Annotated in this window: 17 protein-coding genes and 1 pseudogene; 12 read left to right on the top strand and 6 right to left on the bottom strand. The window is 42.9% G+C overall.

The window, feature by feature from the left end; genetic code table 11:
- The first annotated feature begins 350 nt into the window (after positions 1-350).
- From ACYPWY_RS14130 to ACYPWY_RS14175, 10 genes are all read left to right on the top strand, one after another.
- Positions 351-1,376, top strand: a complete 1,026-nt coding sequence (locus ACYPWY_RS14130) for an acyltransferase family protein (RefSeq protein WP_459686195.1) — start codon at positions 351-353, stop codon at positions 1,374-1,376.
- Positions 1,377-1,408: 32 nt separating this feature from the next.
- Complete coding sequence (locus ACYPWY_RS14135; RefSeq protein ID WP_459686196.1) at positions 1,409-2,596, top strand: M20 metallopeptidase family protein; 1,188 nt, start codon at positions 1,409-1,411, stop codon at positions 2,594-2,596.
- A gap of 277 nt (positions 2,597-2,873) precedes the next feature.
- Positions 2,874-3,335 carry a nucleoside-diphosphate kinase gene (gene ndk, locus ACYPWY_RS14140; protein ID WP_459686197.1) on the top strand — a complete coding sequence of 154 codons (462 nt, stop codon included), beginning with the start codon at positions 2,874-2,876 and terminating at the stop codon, positions 3,333-3,335.
- Between the two features lie 17 nt (positions 3,336-3,352).
- Entirely contained in the window at positions 3,353-4,321 is a 969-nt protein-coding gene (locus ACYPWY_RS14145) for a peptidoglycan DD-metalloendopeptidase family protein (protein ID WP_459686198.1), read from the top strand.
- A 105-nt stretch (positions 4,322-4,426) separates the two neighbouring features.
- A complete protein-coding gene (locus tag ACYPWY_RS14150; RefSeq protein WP_459686199.1) occupies positions 4,427-4,975 on the top strand; it encodes a DUF1599 domain-containing protein in 549 nt (182 codons plus the stop codon).
- A 30-nt stretch (positions 4,976-5,005) separates the two neighbouring features.
- On the top strand, positions 5,006-6,334 hold the full coding sequence (locus tag ACYPWY_RS14155; protein ID WP_459686200.1) for a BT_3928 family protein: 1,329 nt from the start codon (positions 5,006-5,008) through the stop codon (positions 6,332-6,334).
- A gap of 22 nt (positions 6,335-6,356) precedes the next feature.
- Complete coding sequence (gene tpiA / locus ACYPWY_RS14160) at positions 6,357-7,112, top strand: triose-phosphate isomerase (RefSeq protein WP_459686201.1); 756 nt, start codon at positions 6,357-6,359, stop codon at positions 7,110-7,112.
- Between the two features lie 110 nt (positions 7,113-7,222).
- A complete protein-coding gene (locus tag ACYPWY_RS14165; RefSeq protein WP_459686202.1) occupies positions 7,223-7,744 on the top strand; it encodes an SPOR domain-containing protein in 522 nt (173 codons plus the stop codon).
- 21 nt (positions 7,745-7,765) lie between these two features.
- Positions 7,766-8,338 carry a GTP cyclohydrolase I FolE gene (gene folE, locus ACYPWY_RS14170; RefSeq protein ID WP_459686203.1) on the top strand — a complete coding sequence of 191 codons (573 nt, stop codon included), beginning with the start codon at positions 7,766-7,768 and terminating at the stop codon, positions 8,336-8,338.
- A 492-nt stretch (positions 8,339-8,830) separates the two neighbouring features.
- Positions 8,831-10,372: a glycine--tRNA ligase gene (locus ACYPWY_RS14175; RefSeq protein ID WP_459686204.1), complete on the top strand. Its 1,542-nt coding sequence runs from the start codon at positions 8,831-8,833 to the stop codon at positions 10,370-10,372.
- Positions 10,373-10,432: 60 nt separating this feature from the next.
- Here the strand turns inward: ACYPWY_RS14175 and thrC are convergent, their stop codons facing one another.
- The 6 genes from thrC to ACYPWY_RS14205 all read right to left on the bottom strand — a co-directional run bounded on the left by thrC (position 10,433) and on the right by ACYPWY_RS14205 (position 17,602).
- Complete coding sequence (gene thrC, locus ACYPWY_RS14180; protein WP_459686205.1) at positions 10,433-11,737, bottom strand: threonine synthase; 1,305 nt, start codon at positions 11,735-11,737, stop codon at positions 10,433-10,435.
- Between the two features lie 10 nt (positions 11,738-11,747).
- Positions 11,748-12,956: a cofactor-independent phosphoglycerate mutase gene (locus ACYPWY_RS14185; protein ID WP_459686206.1), complete on the bottom strand. Its 1,209-nt coding sequence runs from the start codon at positions 12,954-12,956 to the stop codon at positions 11,748-11,750.
- 68 nt (positions 12,957-13,024) lie between these two features.
- Positions 13,025-13,816 (bottom strand): DUF1828 domain-containing protein, encoded by a 792-nt coding sequence (locus ACYPWY_RS14190; RefSeq protein ID WP_459686207.1) that lies wholly within the window; start codon positions 13,814-13,816, stop codon positions 13,025-13,027.
- A complete protein-coding gene (locus ACYPWY_RS14195) occupies positions 13,813-14,340 on the bottom strand; it encodes a DUF6978 family protein (protein ID WP_459686208.1) in 528 nt (175 codons plus the stop codon). The genes ACYPWY_RS14190 and ACYPWY_RS14195 overlap by 4 nt, the downstream gene beginning before the upstream one ends.
- A 154-nt stretch (positions 14,341-14,494) precedes the next feature.
- Positions 14,495-16,936: a bifunctional aspartate kinase/homoserine dehydrogenase I gene (gene thrA, locus ACYPWY_RS14200; RefSeq protein WP_459686209.1), complete on the bottom strand. Its 2,442-nt coding sequence runs from the start codon at positions 16,934-16,936 to the stop codon at positions 14,495-14,497.
- Positions 16,937-16,993: 57 nt separating this feature from the next.
- On the bottom strand, positions 16,994-17,602 hold the full coding sequence (locus ACYPWY_RS14205) for an L-threonylcarbamoyladenylate synthase (RefSeq protein ID WP_459686210.1): 609 nt from the start codon (positions 17,600-17,602) through the stop codon (positions 16,994-16,996).
- A 433-nt stretch (positions 17,603-18,035) separates the two neighbouring features.
- Between ACYPWY_RS14205 and ACYPWY_RS14210 the strand changes: the two genes are divergently transcribed.
- On the top strand, positions 18,036-18,224 hold the full coding sequence (locus ACYPWY_RS14210) for a hypothetical protein (RefSeq protein ID WP_459686211.1): 189 nt from the start codon (positions 18,036-18,038) through the stop codon (positions 18,222-18,224).
- Positions 18,218-18,308: pseudogene (locus ACYPWY_RS14215) on the top strand (leucine-rich repeat domain-containing protein); the annotation flags it as partial. The gene ACYPWY_RS14210 and the pseudogene ACYPWY_RS14215, both read left to right, overlap by 7 nt.

Below are 18,308 nucleotides of genomic sequence, written 5' to 3' on the forward strand. Positions count from 1 at the left end.
GGTTAGTTGGATAATTGGTTTTGCTCATCCTTTATAATTATTTGGTTGATAATCATAAAGATACAAAATAATATCCAATTAATCAACTGAAAATCAAATAATTATAATAAATTTAAACAGTTTCTAACGCTTTACTTATTCGGCAAGGACTTCCACAAGACGAAAGACTGCGACAACTCAACAGTACCGCCATTGCACAAATGCGCTCGCTCGTGGATAACCAGAATTTGATGAAAAGATTAAAATAATCCCCCAATGAGAAAGATAGGATTATTGTTGAGAAATACTGTCCAAAATAGTAACTTTGTCATCAATAAAAGTTAGAACCCGAACAATTTTAGCAGATAATAATGACCATATTTCCGCCAAATACAGGTAAAGAAAGAAATTTATACATTGATGCTATAAAAGGCATTACAATTTTAAGCACCGTTTTTATTCACACGGTATATCCTTCGGGCTTTGCTTATGTTCCGGAAACCGTCAGAATGCTAAGCTTGTTGGTAGATGTCCCTGTTTTCTTTTTTCTAAGCGGGCTAACATCCTCTTCAAACGTAGAAAAGACCATCTATCGCCTTATAAAACTGCAAATTACCTATATGATTTTTGTAACGCTGGTATTTATCCTTCAATCTCTTATCAGCGGACAGATTGAGCTCCCCCATTTATTTGGCTGGTATATTCATAAGTACGAGAACTTCGGATTTTTCTTACTGGTACAGTATTCACTGTGGTATTTGGAAATTTATTTTATCGTTTCTTTTTTTGCTGTTTTAACTTTGAAATACCTTTCCGGCAGGGAGAGGGGGCTGCTTACCATTCTGTTATTTTTATTTGTTTGCTTCTTTACTGTCTATCATCGTCCTCAAGGGAATACCGACTATGTGTGCTTTTATTTGGCTATTTTTTTGATTGCCCACCGGTGCAAAGATATTTTTATTAAAAAACCTTTTATCATTATCGGTTACTTGTTATTGGGTGTTCTTGTTTCTTTTTTATTCCTGAAAACCTCGATTAATTTACAAAAGCATAAATTTCCACCGACAATTTTCTATGGCATTGCATCAAGTCTTTCGTTGTTTACGGTGTTTGTATTGAAAAACAGATGGAAAGTCAAGAAGCAAAATATACTCACATACATCGGACAACACTCCATTTTCTTTTATTTTTCGCAAGGCATCAATAGCTCGATTTTATATACGCTGGTCGAACCATTGAAATCATACCATTGGTATTTGATGCTTCCAATTATGTTTGCTGTTAATGTAGTTGGCGCGGTGGCAATAGGCATCATTCTGCTGAAAATCGACGGCTGGTGCTGGAGGCTTTTGCGTAAAGTGCGGGGAATTTTATCTTCCTTCGGGACAGCCGCCTGAAAAGGGAATATAACATCAAAAAAATTATGCTTATGGACAATAATTACATCAAAATAATAAAACAGGAACTCAACCGCATTCATCACGAAACCGTAGCACATTACAAACACTTGCACCGGCATCCCGAATTGTCGTTTCAAGAGAAAAATACAGCCGAATATGTGGAGTCGGTACTAAAAAGCCTGCATGTTGAATACCGCAATAAGATTGGCGGATATGGCATCTTGGCCTGGATAAAAGGACAATCGCCCGACGAGCGGACAATCGCTTTGCGGGCAGATATGGATGCCCTGCCTATTGTTGAAGCAAACAGCATTGATTTCAAGTCGGAGAACGAGGGGGTGATGCACGCCTGCGGACACGATACGCATGTGGCCAGTTTGTTGTCGGCTCTGAAAATCATTCACAACCTGAAAGATAGCATAAAAGGAACCATACTGTTTATTTTTCAACCCGGCGAAGAACGCCACCCGGGAGGAGCAAAACTGATGCTTGCCGATGGCATTTTCGATACATTCAAGCCCGACCTCATTATCGGGCAACATGCTTATGTCGATTATCCGGTGGGGACAGTTGGCTTTCAGGATGGTGTGATTATGGCTTCTGCCGACGAGCTGCACATAAAAATAAAAGGACAGGGCGGACACGGCGCGTTACCCGATAAGTTGAACGATACGGTTCTTGCCGCTTCGCAATTGGTGGTGTCGATGCAACAGGTGGTCAGTCGGCGGTCGAATCCGTTTAAGCCGATGGCGCTCAGCTTCGGCAAATTTGTGGCCGATGGAGCAACCAATGTCATACCCAACGAGGTTGTGTTGGCCGGAAGCCTCCGCTGCATGGACGAGGACGAACGAAAAAAAGTAAAGCCCATCATCCGCGAAATTGCCATAAGCACGGCAAAAGCATACGGCTGCGAATGCGAGATTGAGGTGTACGACGGTTATCCCAGCACCTGCAACAACGAGGAAGTAACCCGCCTGATGAAAGCCTTTGCCATCGAATTTATGGGCGAATCGAACGTGTTGGGTCTGCCGCAACGGATGACCTCGGAAGATTTTGGCTTTTTCTCGCAGCAGTATCCATCAACCTTCTACCGTTTTGGTGTTCAAGGAAAGCAACTTGGCGCCGGATTGCACACCCCCCATTTTTTGATAGACGAGGAGGCGCTACGCACATCGGCAGGCCTTATTGCTTATTTGGCCTTGCGGTATTGTTCGTGAAAGGCACATTATTCTCATTCGTATTATTCTCGGAAAATGCTGATTTATAATGCTATATAAAAAACACAATACTAAATTACGTTAAGCAATGAACAAATCAGCCGAATGTGATTTCTTTCTAAATAATTTAATATTAGCTATTTATATTAATTCTATTCCAAAAAATCTCCCTGTTAAATTTGTGGAATAAACTTAAAGCGGGTCAGGTTATACACAAATATTTTTTACCTTTGGGCTGTAGTCAATAAAAAAGAGACAATAAGGTCGTAAATATTGCATGGAAAAAACACTTGTCATCCTAAAACCTTCGGCGCTTCAGCGGGGCCTTACCGGCGAAATTATCACTCGTTTCGAGCGCAAGGGACTACGATTGACAGGCATGAAGATGATGCAATTGAACGACGAGATACTTGACGCACACTACGCGCATCTGAAGGACAAGCCATTTTTTCAACGGGTGAAAAACTCCATGAAAGCCTATCCGGTAATTATACAATGCTGGGAGGGTGTTGATGTGGCAAAAGTGGTTCGTAAATTAATTGGATGCACAAACGGAAGAGAAGCTCAGGCCGGAACAATCAGAGGTGATTTTTCGGTGAGCGCTCAGGAAAATATTGTACACGCTTCCGATTCGGCCCAATCGGCGGAAATAGAATTGAAGCGGTTTTTTAAAGAGGATGAAATTTTCGGATACGAGCCATTGGTTCTATCTAATCTGTACTCCGAAGATGACCTTTAAACACAAGAACCAGAAGAATGGAGAAAAAATTAAGAATACTGAAGATCAATCTGTTGACAATTGCATTAGCCCTGCCCTTATGCGGTTTTGCACAGGAAAGCAATACGCAGCAGGACAACAAAAGAGCTGAGGTTACATACACGCAACGCCACAGCCGCGGACAAAAATTATATGCCGACGGTATAAAAATCAAGCGCGACCTTTCCTTGATTGACAAAGCAAAAGAAGCCCGATTTTTTGATATAGACGAAATTCCGGCCAATGACCTTTATGGTGGCGTGTGGTCGAATAGTCGTGTAAATACCTATGGGAGCGTAGATTCTGTTCCCGAAATATTTAAGGTTGACCTTCGGAGCTTCACCATTCCCACAATGGGATATATTACCTCGAATTATGGACCAAGAAGAAGGAGAATGCATTACGGCATCGACTTGAAGGTGCAGGTGGGAGATACTATCTATGCCGCTTTTGACGGAAAAGTGAGGCTTTGCCAATTCGAGAGAAGAGGCTATGGCTATTACGTAGTGCTACGCCATCCTAACGGTTTGGAAACGGTTTACGGCCATTTATCCAAATTTCTTGTCAGCGAAGACGATGTAGTTAAAACCGGCGAACCGATTGCCTTGGGCGGAAATACCGGACGCTCAACAGGCTCGCATCTGCATCTGGAATTCAGATTCCTGGGTAAGCCAATCAATCCGACTTACATAGTCGATTTCGAGAATAAAGTTTGCCACAGGGACGAATACACCATCACATCCCGTAGTTTCGACGGCCTGCAAACAAAGGCTAACGCCAATTATACCCGTTCGGGCAACTCCAACAAATATGTGTCGGGAACGGTGGCTTATCACCGGGTGAAAAACGGCGACAGCCTGTATAAAATAGCCCGTTCGTACGGCGTATCGGTAAAAAGTTTATGCCGGTTGAATAACTTGTCCGAAAAATCAACTTTACGACTGGGACAAGTATTGAGAATATCGTAAAAAAATGCATACTTTCTATAACTTAAAAGCATAAGGAAAAGCCTTATGCTTTATTTTTTTAGTAACTTTGCAGAGCATTAGTAGAATCAGTTTATCAAACTCGTAATGACAAATACTGAAAACCAATTTGGACACATAATAGCCAATTGCAGAGGCCTTTTTGCAAAAAAGCTGAAGGACTATGGCGCTTCGTGGCGAATTATGCGTCCCCAATCTGTAACCGACCAGATTTTTATCAAGGCCAAACGGATACGGAACATCGAAGAAAGCGGCGTTAACCTGGTTGGCGATAGCATTTCTTCGGAATTTACGGCTATTGTTAATTATTGCATCATCGGAATGATTCAGCTGGAACTCGGATACGCCGATACGATAGATATCGGAGAAGACGAAGCGCTGGAGCTATACGACAAATATGCCAAACAAACCGGCGATTTGTTGTTTGCCAAAAACCACGATTACGGCGAAGCCTGGCGCATTATGCGGATAAGCTCCTACACCGACCTGATACTGGTTAAACTCTACCGGATTAAACAAATAGAGAGCAATAACGGGCAAACACTGGTTTCGGAAGGCATCGACTCCAATTACATGGATGTGCTGAATTATTCGGTATTTGGATTGATAAAACTGGATTTTCCCGAAGAAATTTGAGTGTGTAATTTTCATACCTGCTAAGATTCTATGAATAAAAAAGACATTGCAAGAAAAGTATTGGTGGAGTTATCCCGGCTTTTATTGGGGATTACATTCACTTTTTCGGGCTTTGTAAAGGCTGTCGATCCGTATGGTTCTTCCTATAAGATACAGGATTATATAAGCATTTTCGGGTTCGATTCGCTCCTTTTTATCGCCCTGCCTGTCGCCATCCTGTTGTGTGTGCTTGAATTCTCGGTCGGAATATTTATGCTGCTGGGGATTTACCGCAAGTGGAATTCGCGCGTGGTCCTGCTGATTATGTCGTTCATGACCCCGTTCACCTTGTACCTGGCAATCACCAATCCGGTGTCGGATTGTGGCTGCTTTGGCGATGCATGGATCATTACCAACTGGCAAACTTTCTTCAAGAATATCCTGCTTTTAGCTGCCGCCATCACGGCTTTCATCTACCATCAGAAAATTCAAAACTTTTATACGGGTAAATTCTACTGGTTGATTGCGCTCTTCGTCTTTACGTTCGCAACCGTCTTCTCCCTGATAAACTGTTACTTTGAACCTGTATTCGATTTCAGACCCTACAAAATAGGCGCCGACCTGCCCAAGCTGATAAACGTGGACGAAAGCAAACGCGATGTGTATGAGAATGTCTTTGTTTATGAAAAAGAGGGGGTGCAAAAAGAATTTACCGAAGACAATTACCCCTGGCAGGATACCACCTGGGTTTTTGTTGACCGCATCAACAAGCTGATAAAAGAAGGCGAAAAACCGGCAATCACCGATTTTATAGTCAACCGCCTGTACTTTAATGCAGAAAAAAGCGCCATCGAAAGCGAAGAAAATATTACATCCGAAATACTGGAAGATGAGAATTATGTGTTTCTGATGATTGCCTACTCATTGCCCAAAATGCGCGAAAGCGCCATTACCAAGTTGGAAGATGTGAAGAATTATGCAAACGACCACAATTACAAGTTCTATTGCCTAAGCTCTTCTACAAAAGACGAAATTGTGGAATGGGAAAAGGAAAACCTTACCGGCTTCGACTTTTGTTTTACCGACGAACGGGCGCTGAAAACCATGATGCGTACCAATCCGGGCCTGATGCTGCTGAAGAATGGCGTCATAATAAACAAGTGGTCTCCGGCAAAAGCGCCCGTGGAGAAAAGCCTGACAAAACCATTGGAAGAGCTGTCGTATAGCCGGATACCGGATATGAAAAAAACAAACAGGGAAACTATCTGGGAGACCCTGGCCCTGTTGATAACACCTCTGCTGCTCATCAAAATACTCGATTTCCTTATTTACAGGAAACGATTGCCGGGCGAACGAAAAAGCAAAAAAACAGATAACTAATTTAATATATTAATTCAAAATTATGAGAAAGAACATTGTAGCAGGAAACTGGAAAATGAACAAAACTCTTCAGGAAGGGCTTGGTTTTGCTAAAGATTTGGAAAAAGCTTTAGCTGGAAAAGCAATTAATTGCGACGTGGTAATTGGCGCTCCATTTATTCACCTGGCAAGTATTGCGGCTTCTATCGACACTAAAAAAATAGGTGTTGCCGCTCAGAACAGTGCGGATAAAGTTTCGGGCGCTTATACCGGCGAAGTTTCTGCGGCTATGGTAGCATCCACAGGCGCTGGCTATGTAATTCTAGGGCACTCCGAACGCCGTACATATTACGGTGAAACAGACGCTACCCTGAAAGAAAAAGTGTTGTTGGCCTTGGCCAATGGTTTAACTCCCATATTCTGCATCGGCGAAGTATTGGCCGAAAGAGAAGCCGGAAAACAAAACGAAGTGGTAAAAACCCAAATCGAAAACGCGCTGTTCAACCTCTCAGCCGAAGAATTCGGCAAGATTGTTATCGCTTACGAACCTGTATGGGCTATCGGCACCGGAAAAACAGCCAGTCCGGCACAAGCACAGGAAATGCACGCGTTTATCCGTCAAATTCTTGCCGGCAAGTATGGCAAAGAAGTGGCAAACGATACATCCATTCTTTATGGTGGTAGCGCCAATGCATCCAATGCAAAAGAATTGTTCTCGAATCCCGATGTGGATGGCGGTTTAATTGGTGGAGCTTCTCTGGATGTGGAGAAATTCTTACCTATTATCGAAGCATTTTAATTTATTACAATACCATAAGGAACTGTCTCAAAAGACTGTCATCCCGTGTCAAGCACGGGATGACAGCCTTTTGAGACAGCCCCTTATCTACCTCACAAAAAGTTTGCTTTATGAAACAATATGGGTGTCTTCTTTTATTTTTTCTGTTTATTGGCAGCAATATATGCGCTCAAAAAACAATAATAACCGACCTCAATACCACCAAAGTTGGTCAGGGGAGTGTAAATATATATGAAGATGGGTCCATATCGGGATTGATTGGTCATAAACCCTCATCCAACGAAGGGCCAATAAATCAGGAAGTACATAACACCGAAGTTACTACCCCCGATTCAACGCTTGTAAGAACAACGTATAAAGAAGTTACCGGGTACAAAATACAGGTGTTCTCGGGCAATGATCAGCGGAATTCAAAGAGAGAAGGCGAGTCGAGAAAAAGTTTGATGCAGAATGCCTTCCCCGATATGGAAGTCAATCTAACGGTCAATCCTCCCGTTTGGCGTCTTCGGGCAGGCAACTTCAGAACCTACGAAGAAGCTTTTCAGGCTCTCAATGATCTGAAAAATGCATTCCCTTCGTTTGCGCGCGAAATGCAAATTGTGAAAGCCTTAGTAAGATTACCTATTTATTAAAAATAAAAACGCAGGAAATTGATGTCGGCACAGGAAAAAGTTACAGCGGAATTAATCAATCATTACAAAGAAATTATCCGGCTATTGGGCGAGGATGTCAGCCGCGAAGGCCTTCTTGACACGCCTGAAAGAATTGCCAAATCCATGCAGTTCCTGACGAAAGGATATGCTGAAAACCCCGAGGAAATTCTACGGAAAGCCTTATTCAAAGAAGATTACAGGCAGATGGTCATCGTTAAGGATATTGATTTCTATTCGTTGTGCGAACACCACATGCTCCCGTTTTGGGGCAAAGTGCATGTGGCCTATATTCCCAATGGCTACATCACCGGATTGAGTAAAATTCCGCGCGTGGTGGAAGTTTATGCCCGTCGGTTGCAGGTGCAGGAACGGCTTACCTTACAAATCAAAAACTGCATACAAAACACATTGAATCCGCTTGGCGTAATGGTCGTTATCGAAGCCCAACACATGTGCATGCAAATGAGAGGCGTAGAAAAACAAAACGCCATAACAACAACCTCCGATTTTACAGGAGCCTTTAACCAGGCAAAAACCAGGGAAGAATTTATTAGTTTGGTGAAAGGGAAGTAGGTATTTTAGATTTAAGGCTGAAAGCCTTTAATAACCTAGCCCAATGCAGCGCGTTGGGAAAAATTTACAGCCCGGCAACAGATGCCCGACCTTCACCTAAGGCGTTGGAGGCTGTGTAAAAAGTCTGTCATCCCGTGCTTGACACGAGATCTCCTAGCAAACATCAGCTGAATGTCAGGAGATTGCGGGTCAGAGCCCGCAATTGGAGCAGAGCGTAAATCGGCCTGAGCCAATGACAACCTCAGAAAAAGACTTTTTACACAGCCTTGTTGCCATTGGGCTGGGTTATTAAAGGCTTTCAGCCTTAGCCTATCCGTCTTTCTTTCATGCGTTTGCCTTTCGGGGTAACAGGCTGATATTAGTGTTTTTCACGCATTTTAGTCTGCATAAATAAATTCAACAGTAGGTTAATTAAAAAATAAGTAGTTACTTTGTCGTCAAAATAACGAAATAGTCAAAAAATAAACATAAAATATATTATATCAAAAACTTATGGCACAGGAAGATGTTTTTAAGAAAATAGTTTCTCATTGTAAAGAATATGGATTTGTATTCCCGTCGAGCGAAATATACGATGGCTTGGGCGCTGTATATGATTACGGACAAATGGGAGTTGAGCTTAAAAATAATATCAAGAAATATTGGTGGGACAGCATGGTTCTTCTCCACGAAAATGTAGTGGGTATTGATTCGGCTATTTTTATGCACCCCACAATATGGAAAGCATCGGGACACGTAGATGCCTTCAACGACCCTTTGATTGACAACAAAGACAGTAAAAAACGCTATCGCGCCGATGTCCTGATAGAGGAACACTTGGCAAAAATAGACGATAAAATAAACAAAGAAGTAGAAAAAGCAGCCAAGAAATTCGGTGAAACTTTCGACGAAGCCATGTTTCGCGAAACAAACCCGAGGGTGAAGGAGAATGAAGTCAAAAAGGAAGAAATTCACACCCGTTTTGCCAAAGCGCTAAACGATAGCAATCTGGACGAACTTCGCCAGATAATAATCGACTGCGAAATAGTTTGCCCCATCAGCGGCACCAAAAACTGGACGGAAGTCCGCCAGTTCAACCTGATGTTTGCCACCGAAATGGGCTCTACTGCCGACGGCGCCATGAAAGTGTATCTTCGCCCCGAAACGGCACAGGGTATTTTTGTAAACTTCCTGAATGTACAAAAAACCGGTCGCATGAAGATACCGTTTGGCATTGCACAGATTGGTAAAGCTTTCCGAAACGAGATTGTGGCGCGTCAGTTTATATTCCGTATGCGCGAATTTGAACAAATGGAAATGCAGTTTTTTGTACGTCCGGGTGAAGAACTCGACTGGTTCAGGCAATGGAAAGAAACACGGATGAAATGGCACAAATCGCTTGGTTTCGGCGACAAAAAATACCGTTTCCACGACCACGAAAAGCTAGCCCATTACGCCAATGCCGCTACCGACATCGAGTTTGAGATGCCATTCGGATTCAAGGAAGTGGAAGGTATTCACTCGCGTACCGATTTCGATTTGAGCAGCCACGAACAATATTCGGGAAAGAAAATGCAATATTTCGACCCCGAACTGAATAAATCATATACGCCCTACGTTATCGAAACCTCCATTGGGGTTGATAGGATGTTTTTATCCACCATCTCGGCTTCGTACAGCGAAGAAACTTTGGAGAATGGCGAGACACGAGTGGTACTGAAATTCCCGGCGCCACTGGCGCCAATCAAACTAGCCGTTTTACCCTTGGTGAAAAAAGACGGATTACCCGAAAAAGCCCGCGAAATTGTGGATGCGCTCAAATTCGATTTCAAATGCCAATACGATGAGAAGGACAGTATCGGAAAGCGTTATCGCCGTCAGGATGCTATCGGAACACCCTATTGCGTAACAGTTGATCACCAAACCCTGGAAGATGGCGCCGTTACCATCCGCTACCGCGACACCATGGAACAGGAACGCATCGCTATCGGCGACTTGCAGAATCTCGTATCGGAAAAGGTAAATATTAAGAGCTTGTTGAAGAATTTGGGGTAAGAGTGCAACCATTTATTATAACAAAAAAGCTGAATCTTTCCGATTCAGCTTTTTTGTTTGTTATATCGCCTCCAACAGCAATTGCTTAAACCTGTCAAATGTTTTCGGTAACTCCACATTTTGTTTAACGCCTTTCATAAACACCTGCAATTTTTCGGGAATACTTATTTTTTCGGCCAGAATGCCTTCTACTGTTTCCAAAAATTTGGCAGGATGGGCTGTTTCCAGGAATATGCCTGTTTCATTCTCGTTCAATCCGTCTTTCAGCGCCTGATAGCCACAGGCTCCATGCGGGTCGAGCAAGTAACCGGTATCTTTGAATGCCTTGAGGAGGGTTTTTCGTATCTCCTCATCGGTATAGGTGTAGCCGGAGATGTCGGCTGTTATGGCTGTATGCGAATGGCCGTACAAATCCAATATACGGGCAAAATTACTCGGATCGCCCACGTCCATGGCATTGGCAATGGTCTGAACAGAGGGACGGGGCTTGTATTCCCCTGTTTTCAGATATTGGAGGAAGATGTCGTTCCGGTTGTTGGCGGCAATAAACCGTTTCACCGGCAATCCCATTTTTTTGGCGATAAGTCCGGCTGTCAGATTGCCGAAATTTCCACTTGGAACGCTGAATACTACCTTGTTTGCTTTTCCTTGTGCCGCCAGCTGTGCGTAGGCATAAAAATAGTAGAACGCCTGTGGCAAAAAGCGGGCGACATTGATGGAGTTGGCCGAAGTAAGGTTTAATTTACTGTTCAGTTCGTCATCCAAGAAAGCGGTTTTAACCAATGCCTGACAATCGTCGAAGGCGCCGTCTATTTCTACTGCCGTAATGTTCTGTCCCAGTGTTGTAAACTGGCATTCCTGTATCTGACTGACTTTCCTCTTCGGGTACAGTACATATACATGGATGCCTTCAACGCCTAAAAAGCCGTTGGCCACGGCGCTGCCGGTATCACCGGAGGTAGCCACCAGCACTTTCACGTCTTTTTGTCCCTGCTTCTTGATAAAATAGCCCAATAAACGCGCCATAAAACGCGCCCCCACATCCTTGAAGGCCAGGGTAGGGCCGTGATAAAGTTCGAGGCTATAGATATTGCTGTCCACATGCACCAGCGGGGTATCGAAATTCAGGGTGTCATACACAATTTGTTTCAGGGTATCGCTTTCAATATCCTCGCCAAAGAAAGCGTCCGCTACCGTGTGGGCAATTTCCTGAAAACTCAGCTTGCCGATATTTTCGTAAAAAGAGGAAGGCAATACTTTTATCTTTTGGGGCATATACAAGCCTTTATCGGGCGCCAAGCCCTTCACAACAGCTTCCTGCAAAGATACGTCCGAAGCCTGTTTATTTGTACTGTAATAGTTCATATCGTTGCTCTTATTTTTCGAATAAAGTTTCCATAAATTGGCGGCCTTTCAGTAAGCCGTAGGCGCCTTTTGCCGATTCCACTTCATCATATACCTCTACGCTATCGGCATCGCCATTCGAGCGGTAGATGAGGAAAGGCACCGGTTTATTGGTGTGAGTTTTCAAGGCGCAAGGGGTTGGATGATCGGGCAGAACGGCAATGGTAATTGGTTCGTCCCAGTTCTTGGTGGCCTCGTAAATGGGCTTCACTGCCCGCGAATCGAGGTATTCTATTGTTTTTACTTTCAGCTCATAATCGCCCTCGTGCCCTGCTTCGTCGCTGGCTTCGATGTGCAGGAAAACAAAATCATCGGTCTTCAAAGCTTTGATGGCAGCCTGGGCTTTGCCTTCGTAGTTGGTATCGTAAAGACCGGTCGCTCCTTCCACATGAATGGGTTTCAGACCGGCATACACACCGATACCCATAATTAAATCGACAGCCGAAATAGCCGATCCGTTTTTTATGCCAAACAGTTCCTGCAATGTTTGCATCTGAGGACGGTAACCCGGCGACCAGGGCCAAATGCTGTTGGCAGGGTCTTTCCCTTCGGCTATGCGTTTCAGGTTCACGGGATGATTTTTTAGCAGTTCCTGCGATTTCAGGATAAGGGCGTTTAAATAATCGGCGGTCGCTTCTGCTTTCTTGTCAGTGGCTTTAATCAGCACATCCTCGAACGGTGTTCCGGGGACGTCGTGCGGGGGAGTACACTCCAGATTCTTGTCGCCGCCTTTCAGTTTCAGCAAGTGGCGGTACGAAACACCCGGATAAAAGCTTACTTTTCCGTCATTCAGCTCTTTATCCAAGAACAGAATCAATTCTTTGGCCTCTTCGGAGGTGATATGACCTGCCGAATGGTTTTTTATCTTGCCGTCTTCCACACAAATCAGGTTGCAGCGCATCGCCATTTCATCGACAGCAATGTCAATCCCCATACTGGCAGCTTCCAGCGAGCCTCTACCCTCAAACACTTTGGGTACATCGTAGCCCAAAACCGAAAGGTTGGCGATTTCGCTACCCGGTTTAAATCCCGCCGGAATAGTGTCCAGCAATCCGCTTTTTCCTTTTGCCGCCAGCAAATCAATAGTAGGTTTTGCCGCCACCTGCAAAGGAGTTTTGTTCCCTAACGCTTCGATTGGCTCATCAGCCATCCCGTCGCCTAAAATTATTATATATTTCATTGTTCAGAATAGTTATATGTTTTATTTATAAAAGAGCTTCAAATCAGGAAATTCGATGAATTAGACATCTATGCAACTAGCTTTACTAACGTATCCGGTTGATGTCGTTGACTCCACTTCACTACATCTGCACCTTTGTTTTCAAGAGCCCCAATATATTCCGGTTTCAATTCTTTTTCAATATCGTTTATAATAGCTAATCCTTTTAATTGTTTCCCAGATACTTTTTCTCTTGCTACTTTAATATCCTCCCATCCAAACAAAAAAGTTGGGACATTCATTTTATTGAGAGAATTAAATGATTTAATAACCAATTCATTTTGTTTTCCTGCAATCTGAAAATCAAATGTGAATTCTATTCCGGTGCTGCCCTTAGCAATAAACTGAGGTGTATAGATGATATTTTGCTCATCAAGAAAGCCTCTTACATCTTCTCTGAATAAAGAAGATACTGTGTGTTTTGCTAACATTGCCATATCCGATATTTCAGAAATAGCACATAATAAATTGTGCTTCTTTTGATTGAAATCTTTTTCGGACCCTTTAGTTTGAAGCTCATCATTGTTGTACAATTCTATTCCATAATTTAACAGAATCATATCAAACCATTCTTTTCTTTTTGGTGATTGCATAAGAGATGCGCCTACGAGCTTTAAGTTAGAAAGTGTCTGACCATCGTCCGACAATATTATTCTGTCATTATCCAGTTTGATGTAAATCTCAATATTGTCGTTGAATAGCCCTAAAAAAGGTGTAGTTATAGCATACCATCCTGTTTGCTCGTTTTTAGATACCTGTGTTTTATCTCGAAGCCAATTGTAATATTCGGCTATACTGTTATTAATCCAATTATCATTCATAGAAGTAATGTATTTATGGTTATAACTGTTTCTACACTTATAGCTTTTGCAAATAATCTAATTATGTTTGCAAAGGTAGCATTAAAATTATTTTCATCTATTTCTTTAATTTCAAATTCGTCATCTGTCAATGGAATAGCCCATGCAAGAGGCTGATACCCTTGAATATAATAGTGAATATGGCTTTGAACTAATTGTATTCCGGCATACGGATGAAATTTTTCAGGAGTATATTCATTAATTGTTTGTGGGTTTGTATGGCCTCTATTATAATCAATACGTAGCAACCCTATTTTACTATCATCTTCTTGTAAATGCAAACTAATGCGCAATGAATCTTTGGAACCTTGTTCTATTTGCCATAAAAAAGTAAACTCATTATCAATCTCAGAACTTAATTCGAAGCGTTTTTTAAAAGGAAATATTTGATTAATAGCTATCTGTGATAACAATTCACCTTCTTCACCTATAATTTTCTTGGGTAATTTCAATAGATAATCTGCCTGTTCGTTTGTTATATTCATATTGATCAATTTGTTATTAACTCCCTTTCCAGTATTCCGTTCACTTTCAATCTTATCACTTCAATACTTTCCAACACATCGTTTTGCTCTCAATTTTTCAGAGTTTCGAGATTATATTTAATTTATAAATTCATTAATAATAAACTTTAAACTTTCACCGCACATTCGCAATACTGATAATATCGGCAAAAACGCCTGCTGCGGTTACGGTGGCTCCGGCTCCGTAGCCTTTGATAATCATTGGATACTCGTTGTAGCGCTCGGTGGTAATTTGGATAATGTTGTTACTGCCTTCGAGGTCGTAGAAGGGGTGGTTCGATTCTACCTCTTGTAGTCCGGCCTCGCAGGTTCCGTTTTCGTATTTTGCTACAAACCGCAGGCGTTTACCTTCATTTTCCAGTTTCTGACGGCGGATTTCAAATCCGGCATCCTGTTCGCCGATTGTCGCCCAAAATTCATCGAGGCTGCCATCGAAGTACTTTTGCGGGATGAACAGTTTTTTGTTTACATTGGCTTGTTCAACGGCATGACCGGCTTCGCGCGTCAGGATAACCAATTTGCGGATAACGTCCGTGCCGCTCAGGTCGATGCGCGGGTCGGGTTCGGCAAAACCTTCTTCCTTGGCCATCCGAATGGCTTGGCTAAAGGGTATCTCCTTGCTCATGGTATTGAAAATATAATTCAATGTGCCCGAAAGAACCGCCTCTATCTTAATTATTTTATCGCCCGAATTTATCAGGGAATTCATCGTATTTATAATGGGTAATCCTGCGCCGACATTCGTTTCAAAGAGAAATTTCACATTTCGTTCCCGGGCGGTATTCTTCAGTTTCAGGTAGTTTTCGTAACTCGACGAAGCGGCTATTTTATTGGCCGTAACCACCGAAATATTTTTGGACATCAAATCGCCATACAAGCCCGCAATTTTTTCGTTGGCTGTACAATCCACGAACACCGCATTGAATATATTCATATCCAGTATCTTATCCCGTAAAATCTCCGGCGAACTGGCGATGCCTTGCTTGTCCAGCAATTCGCGGTAATTGTCCAGATTAATGCCGTCTCTGCAAAACAAGGCTTTTTGTCCCCGGGCAACCCCCACCACATTCAGCTTGAGGGCAAATTGCTCCATGAGTTTCGGCTGCTGTTGCCTGATTTGCCCAATCAGGTTGCCACCCACCGTTCCGATGCCAACAATAAAAAGATTCAAGACCTTGTATTCCGACAAAAAGAACGAATCGTGTATCGAATTCAATGCCTTTCGGAGATAGATATTTTTTATGACGAACGAAATATTCACTTCCGATGCTCCCTGGGCGCAAGCCACAACACTAATCCCTCCGCGACCCAATGTCTCGAACAACTTGCCCGCAATGCCGGGCGTATATTTCATATTTTCGCCGACAATGGAAACAGTCGCCAAATCGCCTTCCGACAACACACGGTTGATGCTGCCCAGCGAAATTTCGTGTTCAAATTCGGTTTCGAGCACCGATACGGCCAAATCGGCATCTTCGGCGCTAACCCCGATGGATGTGCTGTTTTCGGAGGAGGCTTGCGAGACCAAAAATACGCTGATACCGCTATTGGCCAATGCACGGAATATCCTGTAATTCACGCCTATAATGCCCACCATTCCCAGTCCTTGCACGGTTATCAGGCAGGTGTTGGGGATGGACGAAATGCCCTTTATCAGCGACTTGCCTTTTTTGGGCACAATGTCGTTGGAGATAAACGTGCCGGGCGCTGTAGGGTTAAAGGTATTCTTTATTCGAATGGGAATATTCTTGTTGTAAACCGGGAAAATAGTCGGCGGATAAATAACCTTGGCGCCAAAGTTACACAGCTCAGTAGCTTCAGTAAAAGTCAAATAATCAATTACATACGCACTGCTTATTACTTTGGGGTCGGCGGACATAAACCCGTCCACATCCGTCCATATCTCCAGCACACCGGCATTGAGGGCGGCGGCAAATATGGCGGCGGTATAGTCCGAGCCTCCGCGACCCAGATTGGTGATTTCGCCTTTCGTCTTGCAACTGGAAATAAATCCGGCCACCAAAACTTTGTTTGAAGAGGTCGTAAATGCCCGCTGAATAAGTTCGCTCGACAGTTCAATATCGGGCGTATGCTTACCGAATGAGGTATCGGTTTTTATCAATTGCGTGGCATCCAGCAACTGAAAATCGCTGAACACATAACTGGCCGCCAGAGACGATAACCGTTCGCCATAACTGACAATTTTATCGGAAGTGCGAGACGATAAATCGTTGATTAAGAATACACCCTTGAATATATTCTGAAGTTCGTCCAGCAACAAATTTACTTTTTCTTTCAGCGATTGGCTATCCTGAGCGCTCAAGCCCAGGCCGTCGATAAGCTGAATGTGATATTGCACAATTTCGGAAAACGATTGTTCGTAAACGCTATCCCCCAGGGCCGCTTGTTCTGATGTCAGTAGCAGTTTATCCGTTATGCCGCCGAAAGCTGAAAGGACCACGACAACAGACTCTTTTTCGGAATCTACTATTCTTTTTACATTCAACAAGTTGATGGACGATCCGATAGAAGATCCTCCAAATTTCATTACTTTCATCGGTTTCATAACTTTTTGATAAATATACCTCGCAAAGGTAATTCTTTTTATCTATCTCTACAACACCAGTCCGGCTTTCCCTTGCCTGATAATTTCGATTTCGATTCCGGTGCAATCCACTACTGTCGAAGCCTCAATCCCGCCATATCCGCCGTCGATAACAACGTCTACCACTCCCTGGTATTTCTCAAAAATCAATTCGGGGTCGGTGGAATATTCTATCATTTCGTCCTCATCTTTTATGGATGTGGTCATGATAGGATTCCCCAAACTGTCCACCAATTCGCGGATAATATTGTTGTCGGGCACGCGGATGCCGACCGTTTTCCGGTTTTTATATATCTTGGGCAAGGAGGAAGTGGTGTTCAGAATAAAGGTAAAAGGCCCCGGCAGGTTCTTTTTCATCAGCTTGAAAACAGGCGTATCCACTTTCGCATATTCGCTGATATTGCTTAAATCGTAACAGATAATCGACAGATTGCTTTTTGCCGGATTGATGTTCTTTATCTTGCATATTTTCTCCACAGCCCGCACATTCAGTGCGTCGCAACCAATGGCATACACGGTATCGGTAGGGTAAATAACCAGCCCGCCATCGCGCAATATTTCTACAATTTTGCCGATTTCCTTCCGGTTCGGGTTCTCGGGATAAAGTTTTATAAACATGGCAATAAAAATTGGTTCAAAGTTTAAAGTTTCAGGTTCAAAGCTTATTGTAGGGGGCTGTCTCAAAAGTATTTTTGAACGCAAATTACGCGAATTATCGCAATTTATTTATTATTGAAATTCAATTAGATAAGAAAAAGATAAGTGGCTTATTTGCGTAAATTTGTGTAATCTGCGTAATTCGCGTTCTTTTTAGACAGTCCCGTATTATTTTTAGACAGCCCCTTACAAAAGACCTCTATATCCCATTACTTAGTCGGCAAATGTAGCAAATCAAAAATAAAAACAGGCAAAATGTGGAGAATTTCTTAGCTGTTTGTCTAAAAGGCTATATTTGTAGTGTTAAAGAGCAAAACCGAATGAAACTGAGAAAATTTACTTTAATCCTTGCTTGTTTCCTGCTGGCTGTAACAGGTTTTGCACAAATCGGCACATGTGCGCCAACCTTTCGTGGAGTTTAAACGATGGCACACTGACCATTAGCGGTACTGGGGTAATGACGGATTATGAATTGGAATACGCTCCATGGTATAGTTATCGTGCCGATATTACGACTATAGATATACAAGATGGAGTAACACAATTGGATATGGCGCTTTTCAGGGTTGTTCGGCTTTGCTAAGTGTTACTATCCCGGATGGCATTTCAACAATTGGCGAAGGCGCTTTTTTTGAATGTTCGGATTTGACAAATGTTGTTATCCTCA

It is taken from the genome of Viscerimonas tarda (assembly GCF_054601255.1).

Excerpts from the sequence above, each read along its gene's own strand:
- ACYPWY_RS14210 (WP_459686211.1), top strand. The coding sequence starts at position 18,036 with ATGTGCGCCAACCTTTCGTGGAGTTTAAACGATGGCACACTGACCATT.
- ACYPWY_RS14150 (WP_459686199.1), top strand. The coding sequence starts at position 4,427 with ATGACAAATACTGAAAACCAATTTGGACACATAATAGCCAATTGCAGA.
- ACYPWY_RS14145 (WP_459686198.1), top strand. The coding sequence starts at position 3,353 with ATGGAGAAAAAATTAAGAATACTGAAGATCAATCTGTTGACAATTGCA.
- thrA (WP_459686209.1), bottom strand. The coding sequence starts at position 16,936 with ATGAAAGTAATGAAATTTGGAGGATCTTCTATCGGATCGTCCATCAAC.
- ACYPWY_RS14175 (WP_459686204.1), top strand. The coding sequence starts at position 8,831 with ATGGCACAGGAAGATGTTTTTAAGAAAATAGTTTCTCATTGTAAAGAA.
- ACYPWY_RS14190 (WP_459686207.1), bottom strand. The coding sequence starts at position 13,816 with ATGAATGATAATTGGATTAATAACAGTATAGCCGAATATTACAATTGG.
- ACYPWY_RS14165 (WP_459686202.1), top strand. The coding sequence starts at position 7,223 with ATGAAACAATATGGGTGTCTTCTTTTATTTTTTCTGTTTATTGGCAGC.
- ndk (WP_459686197.1), top strand. The coding sequence starts at position 2,874 with ATGGAAAAAACACTTGTCATCCTAAAACCTTCGGCGCTTCAGCGGGGC.
- ACYPWY_RS14195 (WP_459686208.1), bottom strand. The coding sequence starts at position 14,340 with ATGAATATAACAAACGAACAGGCAGATTATCTATTGAAATTACCCAAG.
- thrC (WP_459686205.1), bottom strand. The coding sequence starts at position 11,737 with ATGAACTATTACAGTACAAATAAACAGGCTTCGGACGTATCTTTGCAG.
- tpiA (WP_459686201.1), top strand. The coding sequence starts at position 6,357 with ATGAGAAAGAACATTGTAGCAGGAAACTGGAAAATGAACAAAACTCTT.
- ACYPWY_RS14155 (WP_459686200.1), top strand. The coding sequence starts at position 5,006 with ATGAATAAAAAAGACATTGCAAGAAAAGTATTGGTGGAGTTATCCCGG.
- ACYPWY_RS14205 (WP_459686210.1), bottom strand. The coding sequence starts at position 17,602 with ATGTTTATAAAACTTTATCCCGAGAACCCGAACCGGAAGGAAATCGGC.
- ACYPWY_RS14130 (WP_459686195.1), top strand. The coding sequence starts at position 351 with ATGACCATATTTCCGCCAAATACAGGTAAAGAAAGAAATTTATACATT.
- ACYPWY_RS14135 (WP_459686196.1), top strand. The coding sequence starts at position 1,409 with ATGGACAATAATTACATCAAAATAATAAAACAGGAACTCAACCGCATT.
- folE (WP_459686203.1), top strand. The coding sequence starts at position 7,766 with ATGTCGGCACAGGAAAAAGTTACAGCGGAATTAATCAATCATTACAAA.
- ACYPWY_RS14185 (WP_459686206.1), bottom strand. The coding sequence starts at position 12,956 with ATGAAATATATAATAATTTTAGGCGACGGGATGGCTGATGAGCCAATC.